The following is an 18,976-nucleotide window of genomic DNA, read 5'->3' as shown; positions in this document are numbered from 1 at the left end:
GGCCTCGGGTCGCCCCGGCGCAATATGCGGGCCAAGCGGTGAATGCCCGCCTGCTGGCCCCTCTGTTCTGCGTCCTGCTGCTGTCGGCACCGGCCGCGCAGGCCTTCGACAGTCTGGAGATCGGGCTCGCCGACCTCGAAGGCCCCGGCCTCAGCCTGCATTCGGTACGCGCGCGCCTGTCGCTGGCGGGCACCGCCCCGGCGCTGCTGCTGTCCGTGGCCGAGGCCCGCGTCAACGATAGACCCATGGCGGGTCTGGAACTCGCCTGTGACGCGCTGCGCTTCGAGGGGGCCGACTGGGTCTGTCCCCGCGTCCGTCTGCGCGTGGCGCGTATTGAGGGTCAGCCTGTCCAGCTCTCCGCTCGCCTGCGTCTGAATCCCGTGACCGGTGTGCTGGCCCTGGAGGCCGGCCGGCTGCGGTTCGGACAACTGGCGTTCGGCTTTCGCGCCCGGCACGGTCCCTACGGCTGGCGGCTGGTCCTCGACGGCCGTTCGCTGGACGCCCCCGCGCTGCTTGCCCTGGCGGGCCGGCTCGGTCTGGCCACGCCGCTGGCCCAGGCCCAGGGCCGGCTCGGGCTGCGGTTGGACGCGCGCGGGCAGCAGGCGCGGCTGGCGCGGGCGCAGATCGAGCTTGCGCCGGCGGGCGTGGGTTTCGGCAATGCCGCCGGCACCCTGGCCGCGGAGGGGCTTGTCGGCCACGCCCGGCTGGAGGCCTCGCCGCAGGGCAGGGGCTGGCAGCTTGCGGGCGAACTCCAGCTCGAAGCCGGTTATCTCTACGCCGACCCGGTCGGCGTGGACTTCGCCGAGTACCCCGCGGCACTGCGGGTCCGGGCAGCCGGGGATGGCGACGGCTGGACCCTGGAAGCCCTGCGCGCATCGCAGCCGGGGGTCGGTCTTCTGCAAGGCCGGGGTCGACTGGACGGCACCGGCCGGCCCGTCGATCTGGACCTGTCGCTTTCAGGCGCCGCACTGGAAACGCTCTATCCGCTCTATGTTCAGCCCTGGCTGTTCGGCACCCTGGGCGGGGATCTGGATGCGGCCGGCCGGATCGCGGGCACGGCGCGCTGGCGGGCCGGGCAGTTGACGGCATTTTCGCTCGACCTCGCCGACGGACGCATCGAGGATCGGCAGGACCGGCTGGCCTTCCAGGGCCTTGCCGCCCGGATCGCCTGGGATGCCGCCGAGGGCCGTGATTCCACCGTCGCCTGGTCGGCCGGGCGACTGTATCGCATCGAGCTGGGTGCCAGCCGCCTGCGGATCCGTAACGAGGGCGACAGCTTCCGGCTGCTGGAGTCGGCCAGCATCCCGGTGTTCGACGGCCGGTTGGTGGTCGACACCTGGCGCATCCGGCGGCCGGGCCGGCCGGACATGGTGTTCGACTTCGACGCCATCCTCACCCCGGTCTCGCTGGAGCGCCTGTCGCAGGCGCTGGACTGGCCGCTGCTGGCGGGCCGGCTGTCCGGGGTAGTACCCGAGGTGCATTACGAAGACGGCGTACTGACGGTTGGTGGCGTGTTGCTGGCACAGGCCTTTGACGGCAGCCTCACGGTGCGCAACCTGCGCCTGGAACGGCCTTTCGGGCTGGTGCCGCGGCTGGCGGCCGACATCCGCCTGGACGATCTCGACCTGGAACAACTCACCCGCACCTTCTCCTTTGGTAAGATCACCGGGCGGCTGGACGGCGAGGTCAAGGGGCTGCGCATGGTCCGCTGGCGGCCGGTGGCCTTCGACGCCTGGTTCCGCACCCCGGAGGACGACCGCTCGCGGCACCGCATCAGCCAGCGGGCGGTGGACAACCTCTCCAGCATCGGCGGGGGCGGCATCGGCGGCGCGCTGTCGCGCGGCTTTCTCGGCCTGTTCGAGGAATTTCCGTATGCCCGCCTGGGCATCGGCTGCCGGCTGGAAAACGGCGTCTGCCACATGCGTGGCGTCGCACCGGCGAAGGACGGTTACTACCTGGTCAAGGGCCGCCTGCTGCCGCCGCGCATCGACATCATCGGCTATGCCGACGAGGTCGACTGGACCGCGCTGGTGGCGCGGCTGAAGGCAGCCACGCAACAGGGCGCGCCGGAAGTCCGCTGAGCCGCGACTGTTCAGCCGCCGTTCAGTCGCTTCGCGCACAATGGGCAGGACGAAGCATGCCCGTCAGAAGACCGGAAAAGGGAGCACCCCGATGAAGCTTGAACGACTGTTCACCCCGCTGCTGGCCCTGTTCGTGGCCGGCTGCGTCACCATCAACGTCTATTTCCCGGCCGCCGCCGCCCAGGAAGCGGCCGATCGCATCATCGATCAGGTCTACGGCAGCGAGGGCGGCAAGCCGGCCGCGCCGGAAACGGCGCCCCAGCCGCATTCGCGCACTGAGCGGCCGCTGCTGGTCGCCCTGCTCGAGCGCCTGGTGCCTGCGGCCGAGGCCGCGCCCAACTTCGACATCCAGACGCCCGCGATCCAAAGTCTCACCGCCAGCATGGAGGCCCGCCACGCCCGGCTCGCGCCCTTCTACGGCAGCGGGGCGGTGGGCATGACGGCGGACGGCCGCATCGCCGTGCGCGACCTGGCCGCCATACCGCTGCGGGACCGCGCGCGGGTGCAGGCGCTGGTGCGGGAGGAGAACCGCGATCGCGATGCCCTGTACCGCGAGATCGCCCGTGCCAACGGCCATCCCGAGTGGGAAGGCGACATCCGCGCTACCTTCGCCCGGCGCTGGATCGATCGTGCCCCCGCCGGCTGGTGGTACCAGGACGCCAGCGGTGCCTGGAAGCGCAAGTAATCCGGTTCGTCACACCACTTCGGGCGCACATCATGCGCCCGAAGCGCTTTTCCCCGTGCCCTGATATGAAACCGGCCCCGGTTCCCAGAGGTTGCTGAATGAACGTGTTCGTCTTCGACATCGAAACCATCCCCGACCTGGACGGTGGCCGGCGCCTGTACGGGCTGGACGGACTGCCCGACGAGGACGTGGCCAAGGCCATGTTCCACCTGCGCCAGCAGGAGGCGGGCACCGACTTCCTACGCCTGCATCTGCACCGGGTGGTGGCCATCTCCGCGGTCTACGCGACCGACACCCAGCTCAAGGTCGCCTCGCTCGGCAGTCCCGAGGACGACGAGCGCACCCTGGTCCAGACCTTCTATGATGTCATCGAGAAGCGCACGCCCGTGCTGGTGTCCTGGAACGGCAGCGGCTTCGACCTGCCGGTACTGCACTACCGGGCGCTGGTGCACGGCATCCAGGCGCCGCGCTACTGGGACATGGGCGAGGACGATCGCGACTTCAAGTGGAACAACTACATCAGCCGCTATCACACCCGGCACCTGGATCTCATGGACCTGATCGCCATGTACCAGCCGCGCGCCAATGCCCCGCTGGACGAGATCGCCACCCTGCTGGGCTTTCCCGGCAAGATGGGCATGAGCGGCGCCAGGGTCTGGGACGCCTGGTGTAATGGCCAGATCGGCGCCATCCGCGACTACTGCGAAACCGACGTGCTCAACACCTATCTCGTCTATCTGCGCTTCGAGCTGATGCGGGGCCGGCTGATGCCCGACGGACATGCCCGCGAACTGGAACGCCTGCGCAGCTATCTCAAGGCCGAGGGCCGGCCGCACTTCGACGCCTTCCTGGACGCCTGGGCCGACTGATCCCGCCATGGCCCGGAAGCGCAAGCGACTGCCGGAAGGCGACTTTCCGGCGCACATCGACAGCCTTGCCCACGACGGCCGCGGCGTCGCCCGCATCGAGGGCAAGGCGGTGTTCATCCATGGCGCCCTGCCCGGCGAGGATGTCCGTTTCCGCTATGTGAAGCGCTCGCGCCGCTATGACGAGGGCGTGGCCATGGCCATCGAGCAGGCGGCGCCGGAGCGGGTGGAACCGCGCTGCCCGCATGCCGGCCTGTGCGGTGGCTGCAGTCTGCAGCACATGGACCCCGCGGCGCAGATCCGCGCCAAGCAGCAGGTGTTGCTGGACAACCTGCAGCGCATCGGCGGGGTCCAGCCGGCCAGCGTCGCACCGCCGCTCACCGGCCCGCACTGGGGCTATCGCCGCAAGGCGCGGCTGGGGGTGAAGGACGTGCGCAAGAAGGGCAAGGTGCTGGTGGGCTTTCGCGAGAAGGGCACGCCCTATGTGGCCGACCTCTCGCGCTGCGAGGTACTGCACCCGGCCGTAGGCGAGCGCATCGAGGCGCTGTCGCGCCTGGTCGAGCGCCTCGGCATTCGCAGTGCCGTGCCGCAGATCGAGGTGGCCTTCGGCGACGACGCCGGTGCCCTGGTGTTTCGCGTGCTGGAAGAACCCACGGCCGAGGACCAGGCCCGTCTGCGCGCCTTCGGCGAGGCCACCGGCCTGCACATCCACCTGCAGTCGGGCGGTCCCGATACCGTGACCCTGCTCTGGCCCGAACGCTCGGTGCTCGAATACGCGTTGCCGGCGGAAGGGCTGCGCCTGCAGTTCCTGCCCACCGACTTCACCCAGATCAACGCCGACATCAATCGCGCCATGATCGCCCAGGCCCTCGACTGGCTGGCACTCGAGGGCAGCGAACGGGTGCTCGACCTGTTCTGCGGGGTGGGTAATTTCACCCTGCCGCTGGCGCGTCATGCGCGCGAGGTGGTCGGTGTGGAAGGCGAGGCGGGGCTGGTACAGCGCGCCCGCGACAACGCCCGGCGCAACGGCCTGGGAAATGTCGAATTCCATGTCGCCAACCTGATGGAAAGCGTCGAGGGCGCGCCCTGGCTGCAGGGAGACTACGATCGCATCCTGCTCGATCCTCCAAGGTCCGGCGCCGAGGCCATGATGCCGCGCCTCGCGGGCCTCGATGTCCCCCGCATCGTCTATGTCTCCTGTCATCCCGGTTCGCTCGCCCGCGACGCCGGCCTGCTCGCCACGCAGGGCTATCGCCTGGAACGCGCCGGGGTAATGGACATGTTCCCGCATACCGCTCATGTGGAGTCGATGGCGCTGTTCGTGCGGTAAAGAGCAAGAGCGCCACGGAATCCACCGAATCCACGGAAAGGAATCGGGCTGCCCGTGCTTCGTCAGGATAGGTAGGATGGGCAAAGGAGCGCAGCGACGTGCCCATCATGATTCGGCGGCATTTCGATGGGCACGGCCTTTCAGGCCTTTGCCCATCCTACGGGTTTTTGCAACGATTGGGTCCCCTTCGCGGCCTCGGCGCCTCTGCGGCCTCTGCGTTGATGGCTGTTACGTCCGGGACAGGCCACATCACTGCCGGTACCAGTGCCGATTGAGTGCGCTGAATACCCGCTGTGGGTACCAGACCTTGCCGACACTGCCGTTGTAGCGGGCCAGGGCGCGCTGGAAGTCGCCGCGCTCGCGGTCGAGGTAGAGCTTGAGGATGGTGCAGCCGTAGCGGATGTTGGTGCGTATGTCGAACAGGTCGTCGTCGGGGCGGCCGAGTTCCTCCAGCCAGAAGGGCATGACCTGCATCAGGCCGCGGGCGCCGGCGGTGGAAATGGCGAAGCGGTCGAAGTTGCTCTCGACCTGAATGACGGAGAGCACCAGCTCGGGTGGCAGTGACTGGTGCGAGGCCTCCTGGTGCACCACGCGCAGGATTTCCAGCCGTTCGTCTGCGGGAATGTGATCCCAGCGTTCCAGCCGTCCGGCCATGTCGGTCAGCCAGACCTCGGCCTCGAAGCGGTCGGAGAAGCTCTCGGCCCTGTGGATGGCCTGGCGCAACAGGTCACGCAGCTCGGCATCGGGCCGCTCCTGGGTGGCGGCCTGTACGTTCGCCATGCCGCAGAGCAGCAGAAAGAGCAGGTGTCTTGAGAGACGGTGCATGGCAGGAGTATCGCCCGTGGTCAGGGAGCTTTCCAGTGTGTCAGTCCCCTGATCGGCAGATGATCCCGCTTGTTGAGTCGATCCGGTGCCTCCCCCGGATTCCTCTGCGCTGCATCCGGGCTACGGCCAGCCTTGCTTTCCGTGGATTCGGTGAGTTCCGTAGCGCTCTCGCGGCGCTCTTCGGTGATCAGTCGCGGAAGCGATCGACGACGGCGTCGATATCGATGAGCTCGGCGTCGCGTTCGTGGCCGCGCTTGTATTCCACCTTGCCATTATCGAGGTTGCGCTCCCCAACGATGATGCGATGCGGGATGCCGATCAGCTCCATATCGGCGAACATGACCCCGGCACGCACATCGCGGTCGTCGAACAGTACCTCGACACCGGCGTCGAGCAGGTCGCGGTACAGGCGCTCGGCGGTCTCGGCCACCCGCGGCGACTTCTTCATGTTCATGGGGCACAGGGCCACGCGGAAGGGCGCGATAGGTTCGGGCCAGAGGATGCCGCGGTCGTCGTGGTTCTGCTCGATGGCGGCGGCCACCACCCGCGACACGCCGATGCCGTAGCAGCCCATGAGCAGCACCCGCTCCTTGCCGTCCTCGTCGAGCACGGTGGCATTCATGGCCTGGCTGTACTTGGTGCCGAGCTGGAAGATGTGGCCGACCTCGATACCGCGGACGATGGACAACCGGCCCTTGCCGTCGGGGCTGGGGTCGCCGGCGACCACATTGCGCAGGTCGGCGACCTCGGGCTCGGGCAGGTCCCGGCCCCAGTTGGCGCCGGTCAGGTGCTCGCCGTCGCGGTTGGCGCCGCAGACGAAGTCGGCGACATGGGCGGCGGCCCGGTCGGCGATGACCGGGATCTCCAGGCCCACCGGCCCGACCGATCCCGGTGCGGCGCCGGTGGCGGCACGCACCTCGGCATCCGAGGCGAAGGTCAGCGGCGCGGCCACGGCAGGATGCTTCTCGGCCTTGATGGCATTCAGTTCGTGATCGCCGCGCAGGACCAGGGCGACCAGTTGGCCTTCCTCTGCACCATGGACAATCAGGGTCTTCAGGCAGCGCTCGGGTGGCACCTTGAGGAAGGTGCTGACCTCCTCGATGCTGTGCTGGCCGGGTGTGGCCACGGCCTGCATGGGCTTGCCCGGCGCCGGGCGCTCGCCTTCCGGTGGCAGTGCCTCGGCGAGTTCGACGTTGGCGGCATAGTCGGAGGCGTCGGAGAAGGCGATGGCGTCCTCGCCGGAGTCGGCGAGGACGTGGAACTCGTGCGACACCGCGCCGCCGATGGCGCCGGTGTCGGCCTGCACCGGGCGGAAGTCGAGGCCGAGGCGGGTGAAGATGCGCGAGTAGGTCTCGAACATCCGCTCATAGGTTTCCGAGAGCGAGGCCTGGTCGAGATGGAAGGAGTAGGCATCCTTCATCAGGAACTCGCGCGCGCGCATGACGCCGAAGCGGGGGCGGATCTCGTCGCGGAACTTGGTCTGGATCTGGTAGAAGTTCACCGGCAGCTGGCGGTAGCTCTTCAGCTCGCGGCGGGCGATGTCGGTGATCACTTCCTCGTGGGTGGGGCCGAAGCAGAACTCGCGATCATGGCGGTCGCGCAGCCGCAGCAGCTCGGGGCCGTACTGGTCCCAGCGACCGGACGCCTGCCACAGTTCGGCGGGCTGGATGGCCGGCATCAGCAGCTCCAGCGCGCCGGCGCGGTCCATTTCCTCGCGCACGATGCGCTCCACCTTGCGCAGGACCCGCAGGCCCAGCGGCAGCCAGTTGTACACGCCGGCGGCGAGCTTGCGGATCATGCCGGCGCGCAGCATCAGCTGATGGCTGACGATCTCGGCGTCGGCGGGAACTTCCTTGAGGGTGGAAAGCGGAAAGCGGGATGTGCGCATGCGGGATCCTGTCCTCGGGTCGGCAAGAGCGGGCATTTTACTCGCACCGCCGTCGCCATGGCGAGGACTCAGGGCCGCGCTGCGGGGGCGGGGCTGCGGATGAAGGGATCTTCCTCGACGGGTGCGGAGGTATCCGGCATCGAGGCGGGCGGCTGCGGCGCGGCCGGCGCGGGCGCCGGGGTGCCGCGGATGAAGGGATCCTCGTCCGGGTTGCCGCGCACGAAGGGATCCTCGTCGGCGGCCGCTTCGCCCTCTCTGCCCTCCGCCACTGCCCCCGCCTCGGCATCGGCCTTCGCGGCCGCGGCAGCCGCCTTTGCCGCCGCTTCGGCTTCGGCGCGCGCCTTCGCCTGCTGCCTGAGCAGGGCCAGCCGGGTGCGCAGCTTGCCGGCGATGGCCTGGCCGCGCGGGCCCTGCAACACGGGGAGGTCGAGGGCGATGTTGATGAAGTCGCGGGTCAGATGCGGCAGCAGGCGGTCGATGAAGCGCGGGTCCTTCACCCGCACCAGGCCATCGAACAGGGTCAGCGGATAGGGTTCGGGCACGCCGTCCGGGCCGGAGACCTCGGCCACGAGGTTCGGGTCGGCGCCGTACTCCAGCAGCACGTCCAGCGTCTCCAGGGCGCTGTCGACATCACCGCCCGCGGCCAGGAACTCGGGCAGGTGCTCGGTGAAGGTGAGCAGAGGGGTGAGGCCGTTGCGGCTGCGGAGGTTGGGGTCGTGGCCGGCACGCAGCAGGGCGCGCACGAAGCCGACCGTTCGCGGGCTGGGCGGCTGCTCCAGCAGGTTCGCCAGCAGGGTCACGCCATGGCAGTCGCGGGCATCCTTGTGGAAGCCGGCGTAGATCTTGCGCTTGGCGAGGTCGTAGCGCCGGTAGTCGGTGTCCTCGTCGAGGATCCGGTTGCCGTGGCGGTTGATCTGTTCCCAGGCGCGGACCGAGGCCAGCAGTTCCTCCAGAAAGCGGTCGGCGGCGCGATCGCAGCCGGCAGCGGCGACGACCGACTGGGCGAACAGGACCAGCATGGCCAGCAATATGCGGCGGCAGGGCATGGCAGACAGTGGCTGCGCTCAGAAGGTGGCGCCGTCCCAGCCCCAAAGGGGCCGCTCGGCATCGGCGAACTCGATGTAGACGCGGTCCGCCGGAACGCCGAGATGCTCGTCCATCAGTGCGCACAGGGCGGCAGACAGATCCGCGGTGTGCGCCCGCGGCAGGCCGATGCTCTTGAGCTCGAGATAGGCCAGCGGCTCGGCGCCGCCGGCGAACAGCATGTCCGGGTTGTGCACCAGGCTCACCATGACGTAGCGCTCCGGCTTGCCGAGCAGGCTGGCCACGCCGGCGGAAGCGGCGGCTAGCAGGCTGCTGCGGCGGTCGGCCTCCAGGTGCTGGTTGGTCTCAATCCTCAGAAAGGGCATGGTTTCAGGGTTCCTGTACGTCCTACTTGCAGTACTTATCGATCTGATCGCGCGCTTCCTGAATCTTTTTCCGTTTTTCTTCTTCGGTCATGTAATAGGCTACGCCATCCTCGCCGACGATCTTCTTGCGTCCGCCGGCGGTCAGGCGCCGCAGATTGGCGCGGGCGGCCTCGCAATTGCTGCGGATGCGCTCGGCCTCCGCGGCCTCTTCCGCGGCCTTCTGCCTGGATGCCTCGCGCGCCTTGCGGGTTTCGTCCAGCGTGCGCAGGGTTTCCTCCAGCCGCTTCTGCGCCTCGGCCGCCGGCGTGGCGGGCGGCGGCGGGGGGGCGATGGTCTCTACCTCGCGATCCCTGGGCGGATACTGGCTGTAGTGGACCTGGCCCTGGTCGTCGACCCACTTGTACATGGCGGCCGGGACGGCGAGGCTCCAGCCCAGGAGCAGGGCCGACAGCAGGATTCGCGTGCGATGGGGGTGGTGCATGGGGCGCTCCCTGATCCTGTGGTGGCCTCAACATAGGCGGTTTGGACGGTCTGCTCAAGCGTGGACACGCGAATTTGCGAAGCCAGCGTCCCCCCGCCACCCGGAGCCATGGACGAGACCGGCCAAATTCGTTCAACGACTTGACCTTGCCTTTCAATATAAGTACGTTCTCATATTACGCCCGGTCGGGGGGCTTGGCCCCTGTGCGGGCATTTTTTGTTTCCCCAGGGGCTGTTTCGATCGGGGCGCGCGGCCAGCGCCCGGGCCCGGTCGACAAGATATTCGGGAGTAGGAATTCGTGGAACTGACGGGTGCCGAGATCTTTGTCCGCTGTCTGCAGGATGAGGGCGTCGACCTCATTTTCGGATATCCCGGCGGCGCCGTACTGCACATCTACGATGCCCTGTACCAGCAGGACAAGGTTCAGCACATCCTGGTACGGCACGAACAGGCGGCCACCCATGCCGCGGACGGTTACGCCCGCTCGACCGGCAAGCCGGGCGTGGTGCTGGTCACCTCCGGCCCCGGGGCGACCAATGCCGTTACCGGCATCGCCACCGCCTACATGGATTCCATTCCCATGGTGGTCTTCACCGGCCAGGTACCCACGGCGCTGATCGGCAACGATGCCTTCCAGGAGGTCGACAACATCGGCATCACCCGTCCCTGCGTGAAGCACAACTTCCTGGTCAAGGACGTGTGTGATCTCGCCGAGACCATCAGGAAGGCCTTCTACGTCGCCACCACGGGGCGCCCCGGCCCGGTGGTCGTCGACATCCCCAAGGATGTCACCGCGCAGCGCTGCGAGTACCACTATCCGAAGCGGGTGCGCATGCGGTCCTACAATCCGACCACCAAGGGACACAAGGGCCAGATCCGCAAGGCAGTGGACCTGATCCTGGGCGCGAAGCGGCCGATGATCTACACCGGCGGCGGCGTCATCCTGGACAATGCCTCGCGCCAGCTCATCGACTTCACACGGCGTCTGGGTTTTCCCATTACCAACACCCTGATGGGTCTGGGGGCCTATCCGGCCACCGATCGCCAGTTCGTCGGCATGCTGGGCATGCATGGCACCTACGAGGCCAACATGGCCATGCACAACTGCGACGTGCTGATCGCCATCGGCGCGCGCTTCGACGACCGCGTGACGGGCAATGTCGAGAAATTCTGTCCGACGGCGAAGATCGTGCATGTGGACATCGACCCGGCATCCATCTCCAAGAACGTCAAGGTCGACATTCCCATCGTCGGCCCGGTCGGCGATGTGCTCAAGCAGATGAACACGCTGCTGGCCGAGGCCGGCCGCAAGCCGGATGCCGAGGCACTGGCCGCATGGTGGAAACAGATCGACGAATGGCGGGCCATGGACTGTCTCAAGTACGACCGCGACAGCGAGATCATCAAGCCCCAGTATGTCATCGAAACCCTGTACAAGGTTACCAAAGGCAAGGCCTTCGTCACCTCCGATGTGGGCCAGCACCAGATGTGGGCCGCGCAGTTCTACAAGTTCGACAAGCCGCGGCAATGGATCAATTCCGGCGGGCTGGGCACCATGGGCTTCGGCTTCCCGGCGGCCATGGGCGTGCAGCTTGCGCACCCCGACCAGACCGTGTGCTGTGTTACCGGCGAGGGCAGCATCCAGATGTGCGTCCAGGAGTTGTCCACCTGTCGCCAGTACGGGCTGCCGATCAAGATCATCAACCTGAACAACCGTTATCTGGGCATGGTCCGGCAGTGGCAGGAGTTCTTCTACCAGAAGCGCTACGCCATGTCCTACATGGAATCCTTGCCGGACTTCGTGGCACTGGCGGAGAGTTACGGCCACACCGGAATCCGGGTGGAGAAGCCCCAGGACGTCGAGGCGGCGCTCAAGGAAGCGATGAAGGCCCGGGACAAGCTGGTGTTTCTGGACTTCATTACCGACCAGAACGAGAACGTCTACCCGATGATCCCGGCCGGTGCCGGACAGAACGAGATGATTCTTATCTAGGAGTGAGGGGTGAGGCGTGAGAGGCGAAGGCAAATCCCGAGCCTCTCTCTCCCCGCCTCACTGGAAAAAATGCGACACATCATTTCGATACTGCTGGAGAACGAATCGGGTGCGCTGTCCCGGGTGGCGGGGCTGTTTTCTGCGCGCGGCTACAACATCGAATCTCTCACTGTGGCGCCGACCGAAGACCCTTCGCTGTCGCGCATGACCATCGTGACCCGTGGCACCGAGGAGGTCATCGAGCAGATTACCAAGCAGCTTAACAAGCTGATCGACGTGGTCAAGCTGATGGACATGACCGAGGGTCCGCACATCGAGCGCGAGCTGATGATGATTAAGGTACGGGCCGAGGGCGCCAATCGCGACGAACTCAAGCGCGTGTCGGACATCTTTCGCGGACGCATCATCGACGTCACCGACCATACCTACGTCATCGAGCTGACCGGCAACAGCGGCAAGCTGGACGCCTTTCTCGATACGCTGGACGATGCGCTGATCATCGAGGTCGTCCGCACCGGCGTGTCCGGCATCGCACGCGGGGATCGGGCGCTGAGAGTGTAGGCGCGCATTCGGATTTCAACCAGTCTTGTGGCGGGCCGGCCGGGCCGTCATGGCAAACATTCGGAGCTCTGGAGTCAGACCATGCTGAACATCTACTACGACAAGGACTGTGACCTCTCCCTGATCAAGGCGCGCAAGGTCACCATCATCGGCTACGGCTCGCAGGGGCATGCCCATGCGCTGAACCTCAAGGATTCCGGCGTCGATGTCACCGTCGGCCTGCGCGAGGGTTCGTCCTCGGTGGCCAAGGCCGAAGCCGAGGGCCTGACCGTGAAGGGTATCGCCGAGTCGGTGGAGGGCGCCGATCTGATCATGGTTCTGGCGCCGGACGAGAACCAGAAGGAACTCTACTATGGCACCATCGAGCCCCGGCTCAAGCAGGGCGCGGTGCTGGCCTTTGCCCACGGCTTCGCCATTCACTACAACCAGATCGTCCCGCGTGCCGATCTGGACGTGATCATGATTGCGCCCAAGGCGCCCGGCCACACGGTGCGCAGCGAGTTCGTCAAGGGTGGTGGCATCCCGGACCTGATTGCCGTGTTCCAGGATGCCTCTGGCAAGGCGAAGGACATCGCGTTGTCCTATGCCTCGGCCATCGGCGGCGGTCGCACCGGCATCATCGAGACGACCTTCAAGGACGAGACCGAGACCGACCTGTTCGGCGAGCAGGCCGTGCTCTGCGGTGGTTGCGTGGAACTGGTCAAGGCGGGTTTCGAAACCCTGGTTGAGGCAGGCTATGCGCCCGAGATGGCCTACTTCGAGTGCCTGCACGAACTGAAGCTGATTGTGGACCTGATGTACGAGGGCGGCATCGCCAACATGAACTACTCCATCTCCAACAATGCGGAGTATGGCGAGTACGTCACGGGCCCGAAAGTCATCAACGAGGAAAGCCGCAAGGCGATGCGGGAGGCACTGAAGAACATCCAGACCGGAGAGTATGCCAAGCGCTTCATCCTGGAAGGGCAGACGGGTTATCCGGAGATGACCGCGCATCGTCGCCTGAACGCCGCGCATCCCATCGAGCAGGTCGGCGAGCGGCTGCGCAGCATGATGCCCTGGATCCAGAAGATCGTCGACAAGAGCCGCAACTGAGCATAAGGGGTGCGCACCGGTGCCGCCGGTGGCATCCGTCCGGAGGTACAGTGGCCGGGTCACGTTATCCGCTGATTGCGCGTGAAGGCTGGCTGGCGGTCGCGCTGCTGGTGGGCGTGGCGCTGCTGGCCGGCAATCTGGCCGGTTGGGCCTGGTCGCTGCCCTTCTGGCTGTCTGTCGTCCTGCTGCTGTTCCTGTTCCGCGATCCCGATCGCGAAATTCCGCCCACGCCGCTGGGCGTGGTCAGTCCCGCCGATGGCCATGTCTCCCGGGTCGAGAGTCGACGTGATCCTTTCCTCAAGCGCGACAGCATCCTGGTTTCGGTGGACATGAACCACTTCGGCGTCTATACCACCCGCAGCCCGGTCGAAGGCAAGATCATGGACACGCTCACGGCCGACGAGATCGAGGAAGGCGGTGTGCGCCACGGTGTCTGGCTGCGGACCGACGAGGGCGACGATCTGGTCGTGGTCATGTATCCGGGGCCGCTGCACAACACACCCCACTGCTACGTCCAGTGCGGGCAGCGGGTGGGCCAGGGTCAGCGCTGCGGCTTCGTGCACCTGGGTTCCCGCGTGGACGTGTACCTGCCCGCCAACAGCAAGGTGAAGGTGTCGGTAGGTGACCGCGTGGTCGGTGGCGCGGATCTGATCGCCCTGCTGGTGCACAAGTAGGGCGCGGGAGGGCGCATGGAGAACGGCGGCAGTGGGCATCGGCAACGGAAGCGGCCGCGCGGCATCTACCTGTTGCCCAATCTCTTTACCACGGCCGGCCTGTTTGCCGGCTTCTACGCCATCGTTGCCGCCACCAGCGACCGTTTCGAGGCCGCCGCCGTGGCCATATTCGTGGCCATGATCATGGATGGCATCGATGGTCGGGTGGCACGCCTCACCAATACCCAGAGCGAGTTCGGCGTCCAGTACGACAGCCTGTCGGACATGGTCTGCTTCGGGCTGGCCCCGGCGCTGGTGGTCTATGAATGGGCGTTGCGCGACCTTTCGGCCTATGGCTGGTTCTGGGCCAAGGTCGGCTGGCTGGGGGCCTTCATCTATGCCGCCGGCGCGGCGCTGAGGCTGGCGCGTTTCAATGCCCAGGTGGGTGTGGCGGACAAGCGCTATTTCCAGGGGCTGCCCAGTCCATCGGCGGCGGCTGTCGTGGCCGGCTTCGTCTGGCTGGGGACCGATGCGGGTTTTCTCGGCCGCGAGCTGGTGTGGCCGGCACTGGCGTTGACTCTGCTTTCCGGCCTGTTGATGGTCAGCAACTTCCGCTACTACAGTTTCAAGGAAGTCGATTTCAAGAACCGGGTACCTTTCGTGGTGCTGCTGATGGTGGTGCTGCTCCTGGTGTTTGTCGCGCTGGATCCGGCCACTTTCCTGTTTGCCGGGTTCTTCTGTTACCTGGTGTCCGGGCCCGCGCTCACCCTATGGCATCTGCGCGAGCGTCGTCAGCGGCGCAATCCGGAGGCGTGACATCCAGGATAGGCCGCCGGCGGCGTCGCGGCCTGTTCAGCCTTCCCCCTGCGCGTCCAGCTCGTCGCGGCGGTTCTCCGCGATATGGAACAGGGCGGCCACCACATGCCGGTCGTACTTGCTGCCGCTTTCCTCGAGCAGCCGCGACAGCGCCGTCTCCACGTCCACGGCATCGCGGTAGGCACGCGGGCTGACCAGTGCCACGAAGGCATTGGCCACGGCCAGGATCTTCGCGGTGAGCAGGATCCGGTCCCCGGTCAGTCCCCTGGGATAGCCGCTGCCGTCGAGGTGTTCCTGCTTCTGGGCGATGGTTTCCAGCACCGGCCCGTCGAACTCGATGGTGGACAGGATGTCCAGCGAGTACTTCACGTGTTGCTGCAAGATGGCCTGTTCCTCGGGGGTGAGGGGTCCGGTCTTGGTGAGGATCTCCTTGGGCACGAAGATCTTGCCCACGTTGGCCAGGCTGGCGGCCAGCTCCAGGGTCTGCAGGTCGCGCGCCGGCAGTTCCAGTGCCTTGCCAATGGCCACGGCCACGCGTGCGGTGCGCGCCGAGTGGTCGGCGGAGTAGGGGTCGTACTTGTCCACGGCGCGCATCAGCGCCTGCACCAACTGGGTGAGCTGGCGCGCGCGCTTGCGTTGCGCCTCTTCCAGTTCGGTGACGTCATGCAGCACCACCAGCCGCGCTGAACGCAGGTCGGGCTGGTCGGGCAGGGCTTGCACCACGCACTGGTAGCGGCCGCGGCGGCCGGCGACGTCCAGATCGATGACCTGCCCTTCCTCCTGCGGCGACCGCATCCAGTCTTCCAGCCGGCGCGCGGTATCCGGGCCCAGCACGCTGGCCAGGTCCTTGCCGCGCAGGTCCGGGGGACTCACGTCCAGTGTCCGTGCCAGGGCCTGGTTGGCGAACAGCAGCCGGCCCTGCTCGTCCAGCAGACAGATGAAGTCCTGGATGTTGTCGGTGACGGCATGCAGCAGGTGGGTCTGGGTCTCCAGCGCCTGGCTCTTGCGCCGCAGTTCCTCGTTCATGGCCTGGGCGCGGATGGAACTGCCGTGCCGCCAGGCCGCCACCAGGCCGATGGCGACCAGCGCCAGCGCCAGTCCGAACACGGACAACAGGAAGCGGGCGTGCTCGCGGGACTCGCGCAGGGCGGCTGCCGCGTCGGTCTGCTGGATCAGCACCCACGGCAGGCTGGGCACCGGCCGGCTGGTGGCCAGTACCTCGTGGCCATGGTGGTCGCGGTAGAGGCCAAAACCACCCGGCTTGCGCATCAGCTCGGTCGCCGCCACACCCGGCGTGTCCAGGGCCAGGCGTCGTTCGCCGGGCCGGCTGCCGTCGGCCAGCGGGCCGAGCAGTACCACCAGATTGTCCTCCAGCGTCACCAGCAGGCTGCGGGTTTCCTTCGCCAGCCGGCTGCTCCGTTGCAGGCGTGGCAGCAGCTCGGTGTCGGCGCGGCGGATGCCGAGCAGCACGCCCACCGGACGGTCCGGCGTGCCCAGGCCCTGCACCGCGGGCACGGGCACGGCGAAGGCGACGCGCAGGCTGCCGTCGGTCGCCACCGGCAGGGCCTGCAGGGCGGCCCGGTTGTCGGCCAGTACCCGTTCCACCAGCGCCTGTTCCTGGGCTCCGAGGGTGGGAAAGCCGGGCGTTGCCACCCGCAGGTTGCCGCGGCCATCGAGCACGGCCAGCCCGGTACGGGTGCTCGGCGGCAGGTTGGCCGGCACCTGCGGCATTGGCGCCAGGTAGCCCGCGCGCTCGGCGCTGGCGACGATCAGGTTGCGCAGGTAGCCGAGCTGGGCCGGTTCCACCGAGCCGGACTCGGGCGTGCCGGCCAGTCCGAGCTGCGAGACGTAGAGCTGCAGGGAAGCGTTGTTCGCCAGTTCGTCCAGCGGTGCAAACTGTGCCTGCACCCAGGCCTCGATGTCGGCGACGCGATCATCGGCCAGCATGCCCAGCCGCTGCTGCCAGTCGGCCAGGTCGCGGCGCTGTTCGAGCTGGATGTAGGCAAACAGACCCCAGATGCCCAGTGCCACCAGCAGGACCAGCAGGGCCAGGCTGAACAGGACGGGTCGAACGGCGTTTCGGTTCACGGTTGCCACCTGCTGCGGGTCAGGAACGCGGGGTGTGGATCCACCACGCCTGCTGGTTGATCGAGTACACGGGCACATAGTGGACGATGCTGCGATCCTCCACCACCGCCTGGATCTGGTTGTCGAGGATCAGCGTCCGGCCGTCGTCGGTGAATACCGCCAGCACGGCGTGCGGGATGCGCAGGTTGGTATCCTGCAGCACCACCAGCCGCATGCGTTCCGGCGCCACCCCCAGCCACAGCAGCGAGAACAGCTTGGTAATGGCGTAGTCTTCGCAGTCCCCGCCGTTGTAGAGAAATTCGCGCGCCACCGCCCAGTAGTCGGGGATGCCGTAGTTGTCGATGTCGAGCACGTAGGGCTTGCGGTTGGCGTAGGCGTTGACCGCCTGAAGCTGTTCGGTCAGCGGCCGGCCGCGCAAGCCATCCAGGAAAGCACGCCACTGCCGCAGGTGGCAGCGGTTGAAGCGGCGCTCCGAGCAGTCCGCCTCCGGCACATCCTCGGTGACGTGGCGCTCCAGCACGGAGAGCCACTGGGTGAAGGGGCTGATGTCGGACTGGCGCAGCTCCCGGTAGCCGAACAGTTCCGCCGCCTGCGCGCCTGCTCCAGTGGGCAGCAGGGCGAGCAGCAGGACAATGACGGCGAATCGGGGCATGGGTTGGTATCTTTTTGTATTCCCGGGCGAAGTCTAGCAATCGCCCGGATCGGGCGCCAGCCGCCGAGCGGGGTTTGAGCTGCCTGTGCCAAGGGGCTAACATTCCCAGTTTCGAACCAACAACAAGGCACCCTGACAGGGGCCACGCGACGGAGTGGGCAACATGAACGCATCAGGGAGAGGAGGCTGGCTGCGCGTGGCAGCCCTGCTCGCGGTACTGGTTTCGCCCCTTGCCCGGGCAGCCGACAGGGATGCCAACGAACTGGAACGGCTGTTTCGCGACGGCATGACGGCGCTGCAGGAAGACCGCCTGCGCAGCGCCATCGAGGCCTTCCAGACCATACTGGCCAGCGACCCCAGCCTGCATCGCGCGCGGCTGGAACTGGCCGTGGCCTACTACCGGGCGCTCAACTACGCCGAGGCGCAGGCGCTGGCGCAGCAGGTGCTCGACGACCCCGCCACGCCGCCGCAGGTGCGGGTGTCCATCCTCGCCTTTCTGGCCCAGGTCAAGGCCGATGCCGAGCGGCTGGCAGTGCGCCATAGCTGGCGCGCGCAACTGGGCCTCGGTGGCCTGTACGACAACAACGTCAATGTCGGACCCAGCTCCGAGATCGTCACCGAGGCCTTCCGTCTGGCGCCCGGCAATACCGCGCGCAGCGACAACGGCCTGTTCCTGCAGGCCGCGCTCAGCCACACCTTCAATCCCGGCAGCCGGCACATGATCGGCGAGCGCGCCGCCGAGTTCCTGTGGCAGACCCAGCTCAGCGCCTATCACCGCGGCTACAACCACGAATCCGAGTTCGATCTCACCGTCGCCAGCCTCGGCACCGGCCCCGCGCTGGTGGTGCTGCGCCACTGGCGCGCCGCGCTCAACCTGCAGCTCGACTACATCGAACTGGGCGGCAGCCCGCTGGCGCGCTTCACCTCGCTCAACCCGCTGGTCACCTGGCAGTTCCGCGACGGCGAGTTCACCCTCGACGGCAGCGTCGGCCGCCGCGACTACGACGACGATGCCGACAGCGGGCGCGAGGGCGACTACCGGCAGCTGGGCGTGATGCTGGCGCACTACTACGACAACCGTCGCGTCGCCGTGCAGCTCGGGGCCCGCCATCATGACTTCGAGGCCGACGTGGCCGGCTACGGCAGCAGCGGGCCGGAATACTATCTCGCCGGCCAGTGGCGTGCCTGGCCGCGCGGCCAGCTCCATGCCCGCATCTCGCAGCGGGATCTGGACTACGACGGCACCGATCCCGTGCTCACGAGCCAGTCCCGCGACGACCGCGACCGCCGCCTGCTGGTCGGTTTCAGTCACCAGTTCGCGGGTGGTGCCTTCGACAAGTGGCGCCTCAACGGCGACCTGCTGCGCACCCTGAATGCCTCGAACCTGGACCTGTACGACTATCGCCGCACCCAGATCAACTTGGCGCTGATCCGGGATTTCTGAGGGTGTGGCGTCCGGTTCGCTGGGGGGATAGCCACGGGATCCACTGAATCCACGGAAGGGCTGTCGGCGGCGCAGCCATGCTTCGCCGTGATCCCGGGCCGGGTTTGCC

Annotated in this window: 17 protein-coding genes; 10 read left to right on the top strand and 7 right to left on the bottom strand. The window is 67.2% G+C overall.

Annotated elements, in window-relative coordinates:
* The first annotated feature begins 38 nt into the window (after positions 1-38).
* The 4 genes from MVF76_RS12055 (at position 39) to rlmD (ending at position 4,962) form a co-directional block, all read left to right on the top strand.
* The gene (locus tag MVF76_RS12055; protein WP_297529464.1) at positions 39-2,081 is read left to right on the top strand and encodes a hypothetical protein; all 2,043 of its coding nucleotides are present in this window, start codon (positions 39-41) and stop codon (positions 2,079-2,081) included.
* Between the two features lie 91 nt (positions 2,082-2,172).
* Positions 2,173-2,766, top strand: coding sequence for a YdbL family protein (locus MVF76_RS12050; protein WP_297529462.1), 594 nt, complete (start codon positions 2,173-2,175; stop codon positions 2,764-2,766).
* 98 nt (positions 2,767-2,864) lie between these two features.
* The gene (locus MVF76_RS12045) at positions 2,865-3,635 is read left to right on the top strand and encodes a 3'-5' exonuclease (RefSeq protein ID WP_297529460.1); all 771 of its coding nucleotides are present in this window, start codon (positions 2,865-2,867) and stop codon (positions 3,633-3,635) included.
* A 7-nt stretch (positions 3,636-3,642) separates the two neighbouring features.
* The gene (gene rlmD / locus MVF76_RS12040) at positions 3,643-4,962 is read left to right on the top strand and encodes a 23S rRNA (uracil(1939)-C(5))-methyltransferase RlmD (protein WP_297529458.1); all 1,320 of its coding nucleotides are present in this window, start codon (positions 3,643-3,645) and stop codon (positions 4,960-4,962) included.
* 249 nt (positions 4,963-5,211) lie between these two features.
* Here rlmD and MVF76_RS12035 read toward each other — a convergent pair whose 3' ends face one another.
* The 5 genes from MVF76_RS12035 to MVF76_RS12015 form a co-directional block, all read right to left on the bottom strand.
* Positions 5,212-5,742 carry a lytic transglycosylase domain-containing protein gene (locus MVF76_RS12035; protein ID WP_297529456.1) on the bottom strand — a complete coding sequence of 177 codons (531 nt, stop codon included), beginning with the start codon at positions 5,740-5,742 and terminating at the stop codon, positions 5,212-5,214.
* A 232-nt stretch (positions 5,743-5,974) separates the two neighbouring features.
* Positions 5,975-7,675 carry a proline--tRNA ligase gene (locus MVF76_RS12030; protein WP_297529454.1) on the bottom strand — a complete coding sequence of 567 codons (1,701 nt, stop codon included), beginning with the start codon at positions 7,673-7,675 and terminating at the stop codon, positions 5,975-5,977.
* A gap of 68 nt (positions 7,676-7,743) precedes the next feature.
* Entirely contained in the window at positions 7,744-8,694 is a 951-nt protein-coding gene (locus tag MVF76_RS12025) for a hypothetical protein (RefSeq protein WP_297529452.1), read from the bottom strand.
* A 45-nt stretch (positions 8,695-8,739) separates the two neighbouring features.
* The gene (locus tag MVF76_RS12020; protein WP_297529450.1) at positions 8,740-9,084 is read right to left on the bottom strand and encodes a phenylpyruvate tautomerase MIF-related protein; all 345 of its coding nucleotides are present in this window, start codon (positions 9,082-9,084) and stop codon (positions 8,740-8,742) included.
* Between the two features lie 22 nt (positions 9,085-9,106).
* Positions 9,107-9,565: a DUF4124 domain-containing protein gene (locus tag MVF76_RS12015; protein ID WP_297529448.1), complete on the bottom strand. Its 459-nt coding sequence runs from the start codon at positions 9,563-9,565 to the stop codon at positions 9,107-9,109.
* A 298-nt stretch (positions 9,566-9,863) separates the two neighbouring features.
* Here MVF76_RS12015 and MVF76_RS12010 point away from each other — a divergent pair, with 298 nt between their 5' ends.
* The 5 genes from MVF76_RS12010 (at position 9,864) to pssA (ending at position 14,683) form a co-directional block, all read left to right on the top strand.
* A complete protein-coding gene (locus MVF76_RS12010; RefSeq protein ID WP_297529446.1) occupies positions 9,864-11,558 on the top strand; it encodes an acetolactate synthase 3 large subunit in 1,695 nt (564 codons plus the stop codon).
* A gap of 69 nt (positions 11,559-11,627) precedes the next feature.
* A complete protein-coding gene (gene ilvN, locus MVF76_RS12005; protein ID WP_297529444.1) occupies positions 11,628-12,119 on the top strand; it encodes an acetolactate synthase small subunit in 492 nt (163 codons plus the stop codon).
* An 84-nt stretch (positions 12,120-12,203) separates the two neighbouring features.
* Positions 12,204-13,214: a ketol-acid reductoisomerase gene (gene ilvC / locus MVF76_RS12000; RefSeq protein ID WP_297529503.1), complete on the top strand. Its 1,011-nt coding sequence runs from the start codon at positions 12,204-12,206 to the stop codon at positions 13,212-13,214.
* Between the two features lie 50 nt (positions 13,215-13,264).
* Positions 13,265-13,888, top strand: a complete 624-nt coding sequence (locus MVF76_RS11995; RefSeq protein WP_297529442.1) for a phosphatidylserine decarboxylase — start codon at positions 13,265-13,267, stop codon at positions 13,886-13,888.
* Between the two features lie 15 nt (positions 13,889-13,903).
* Positions 13,904-14,683, top strand: a complete 780-nt coding sequence (gene pssA, locus MVF76_RS11990) for a CDP-diacylglycerol--serine O-phosphatidyltransferase (RefSeq protein ID WP_297529440.1) — start codon at positions 13,904-13,906, stop codon at positions 14,681-14,683.
* Positions 14,684-14,719: 36 nt separating this feature from the next.
* Here the strand turns inward: pssA and MVF76_RS11985 are convergent, their stop codons facing one another.
* Both MVF76_RS11985 and MVF76_RS11980 read right to left on the bottom strand, forming a co-directional pair.
* Positions 14,720-16,771 carry an HD domain-containing phosphohydrolase gene (locus MVF76_RS11985; RefSeq protein ID WP_297529439.1) on the bottom strand — a complete coding sequence of 684 codons (2,052 nt, stop codon included), beginning with the start codon at positions 16,769-16,771 and terminating at the stop codon, positions 14,720-14,722.
* A gap of 19 nt (positions 16,772-16,790) precedes the next feature.
* Positions 16,791-17,423 carry a transglutaminase-like cysteine peptidase gene (locus MVF76_RS11980; RefSeq protein WP_297529438.1) on the bottom strand — a complete coding sequence of 211 codons (633 nt, stop codon included), beginning with the start codon at positions 17,421-17,423 and terminating at the stop codon, positions 16,791-16,793.
* 163 nt (positions 17,424-17,586) lie between these two features.
* On the opposite strand from MVF76_RS11980, the gene MVF76_RS11975 reads away from it, so the two are divergent.
* Entirely contained in the window at positions 17,587-18,867 is a 1,281-nt protein-coding gene (locus tag MVF76_RS11975; protein ID WP_297529436.1) for a tetratricopeptide repeat protein, read from the top strand.
* The last annotated feature ends 109 nt before the right edge of the window (positions 18,868-18,976 follow it).

This window comes from Thiohalobacter sp., from assembly GCF_027000115.1.
Lineage (GTDB): Bacteria > Pseudomonadota > Gammaproteobacteria > Thiohalobacterales > Thiohalobacteraceae > JALTON01.
Note: the sequence above shows the minus strand (reverse complement) of the source record. Positions and strands in the feature narration are given on the sequence as shown.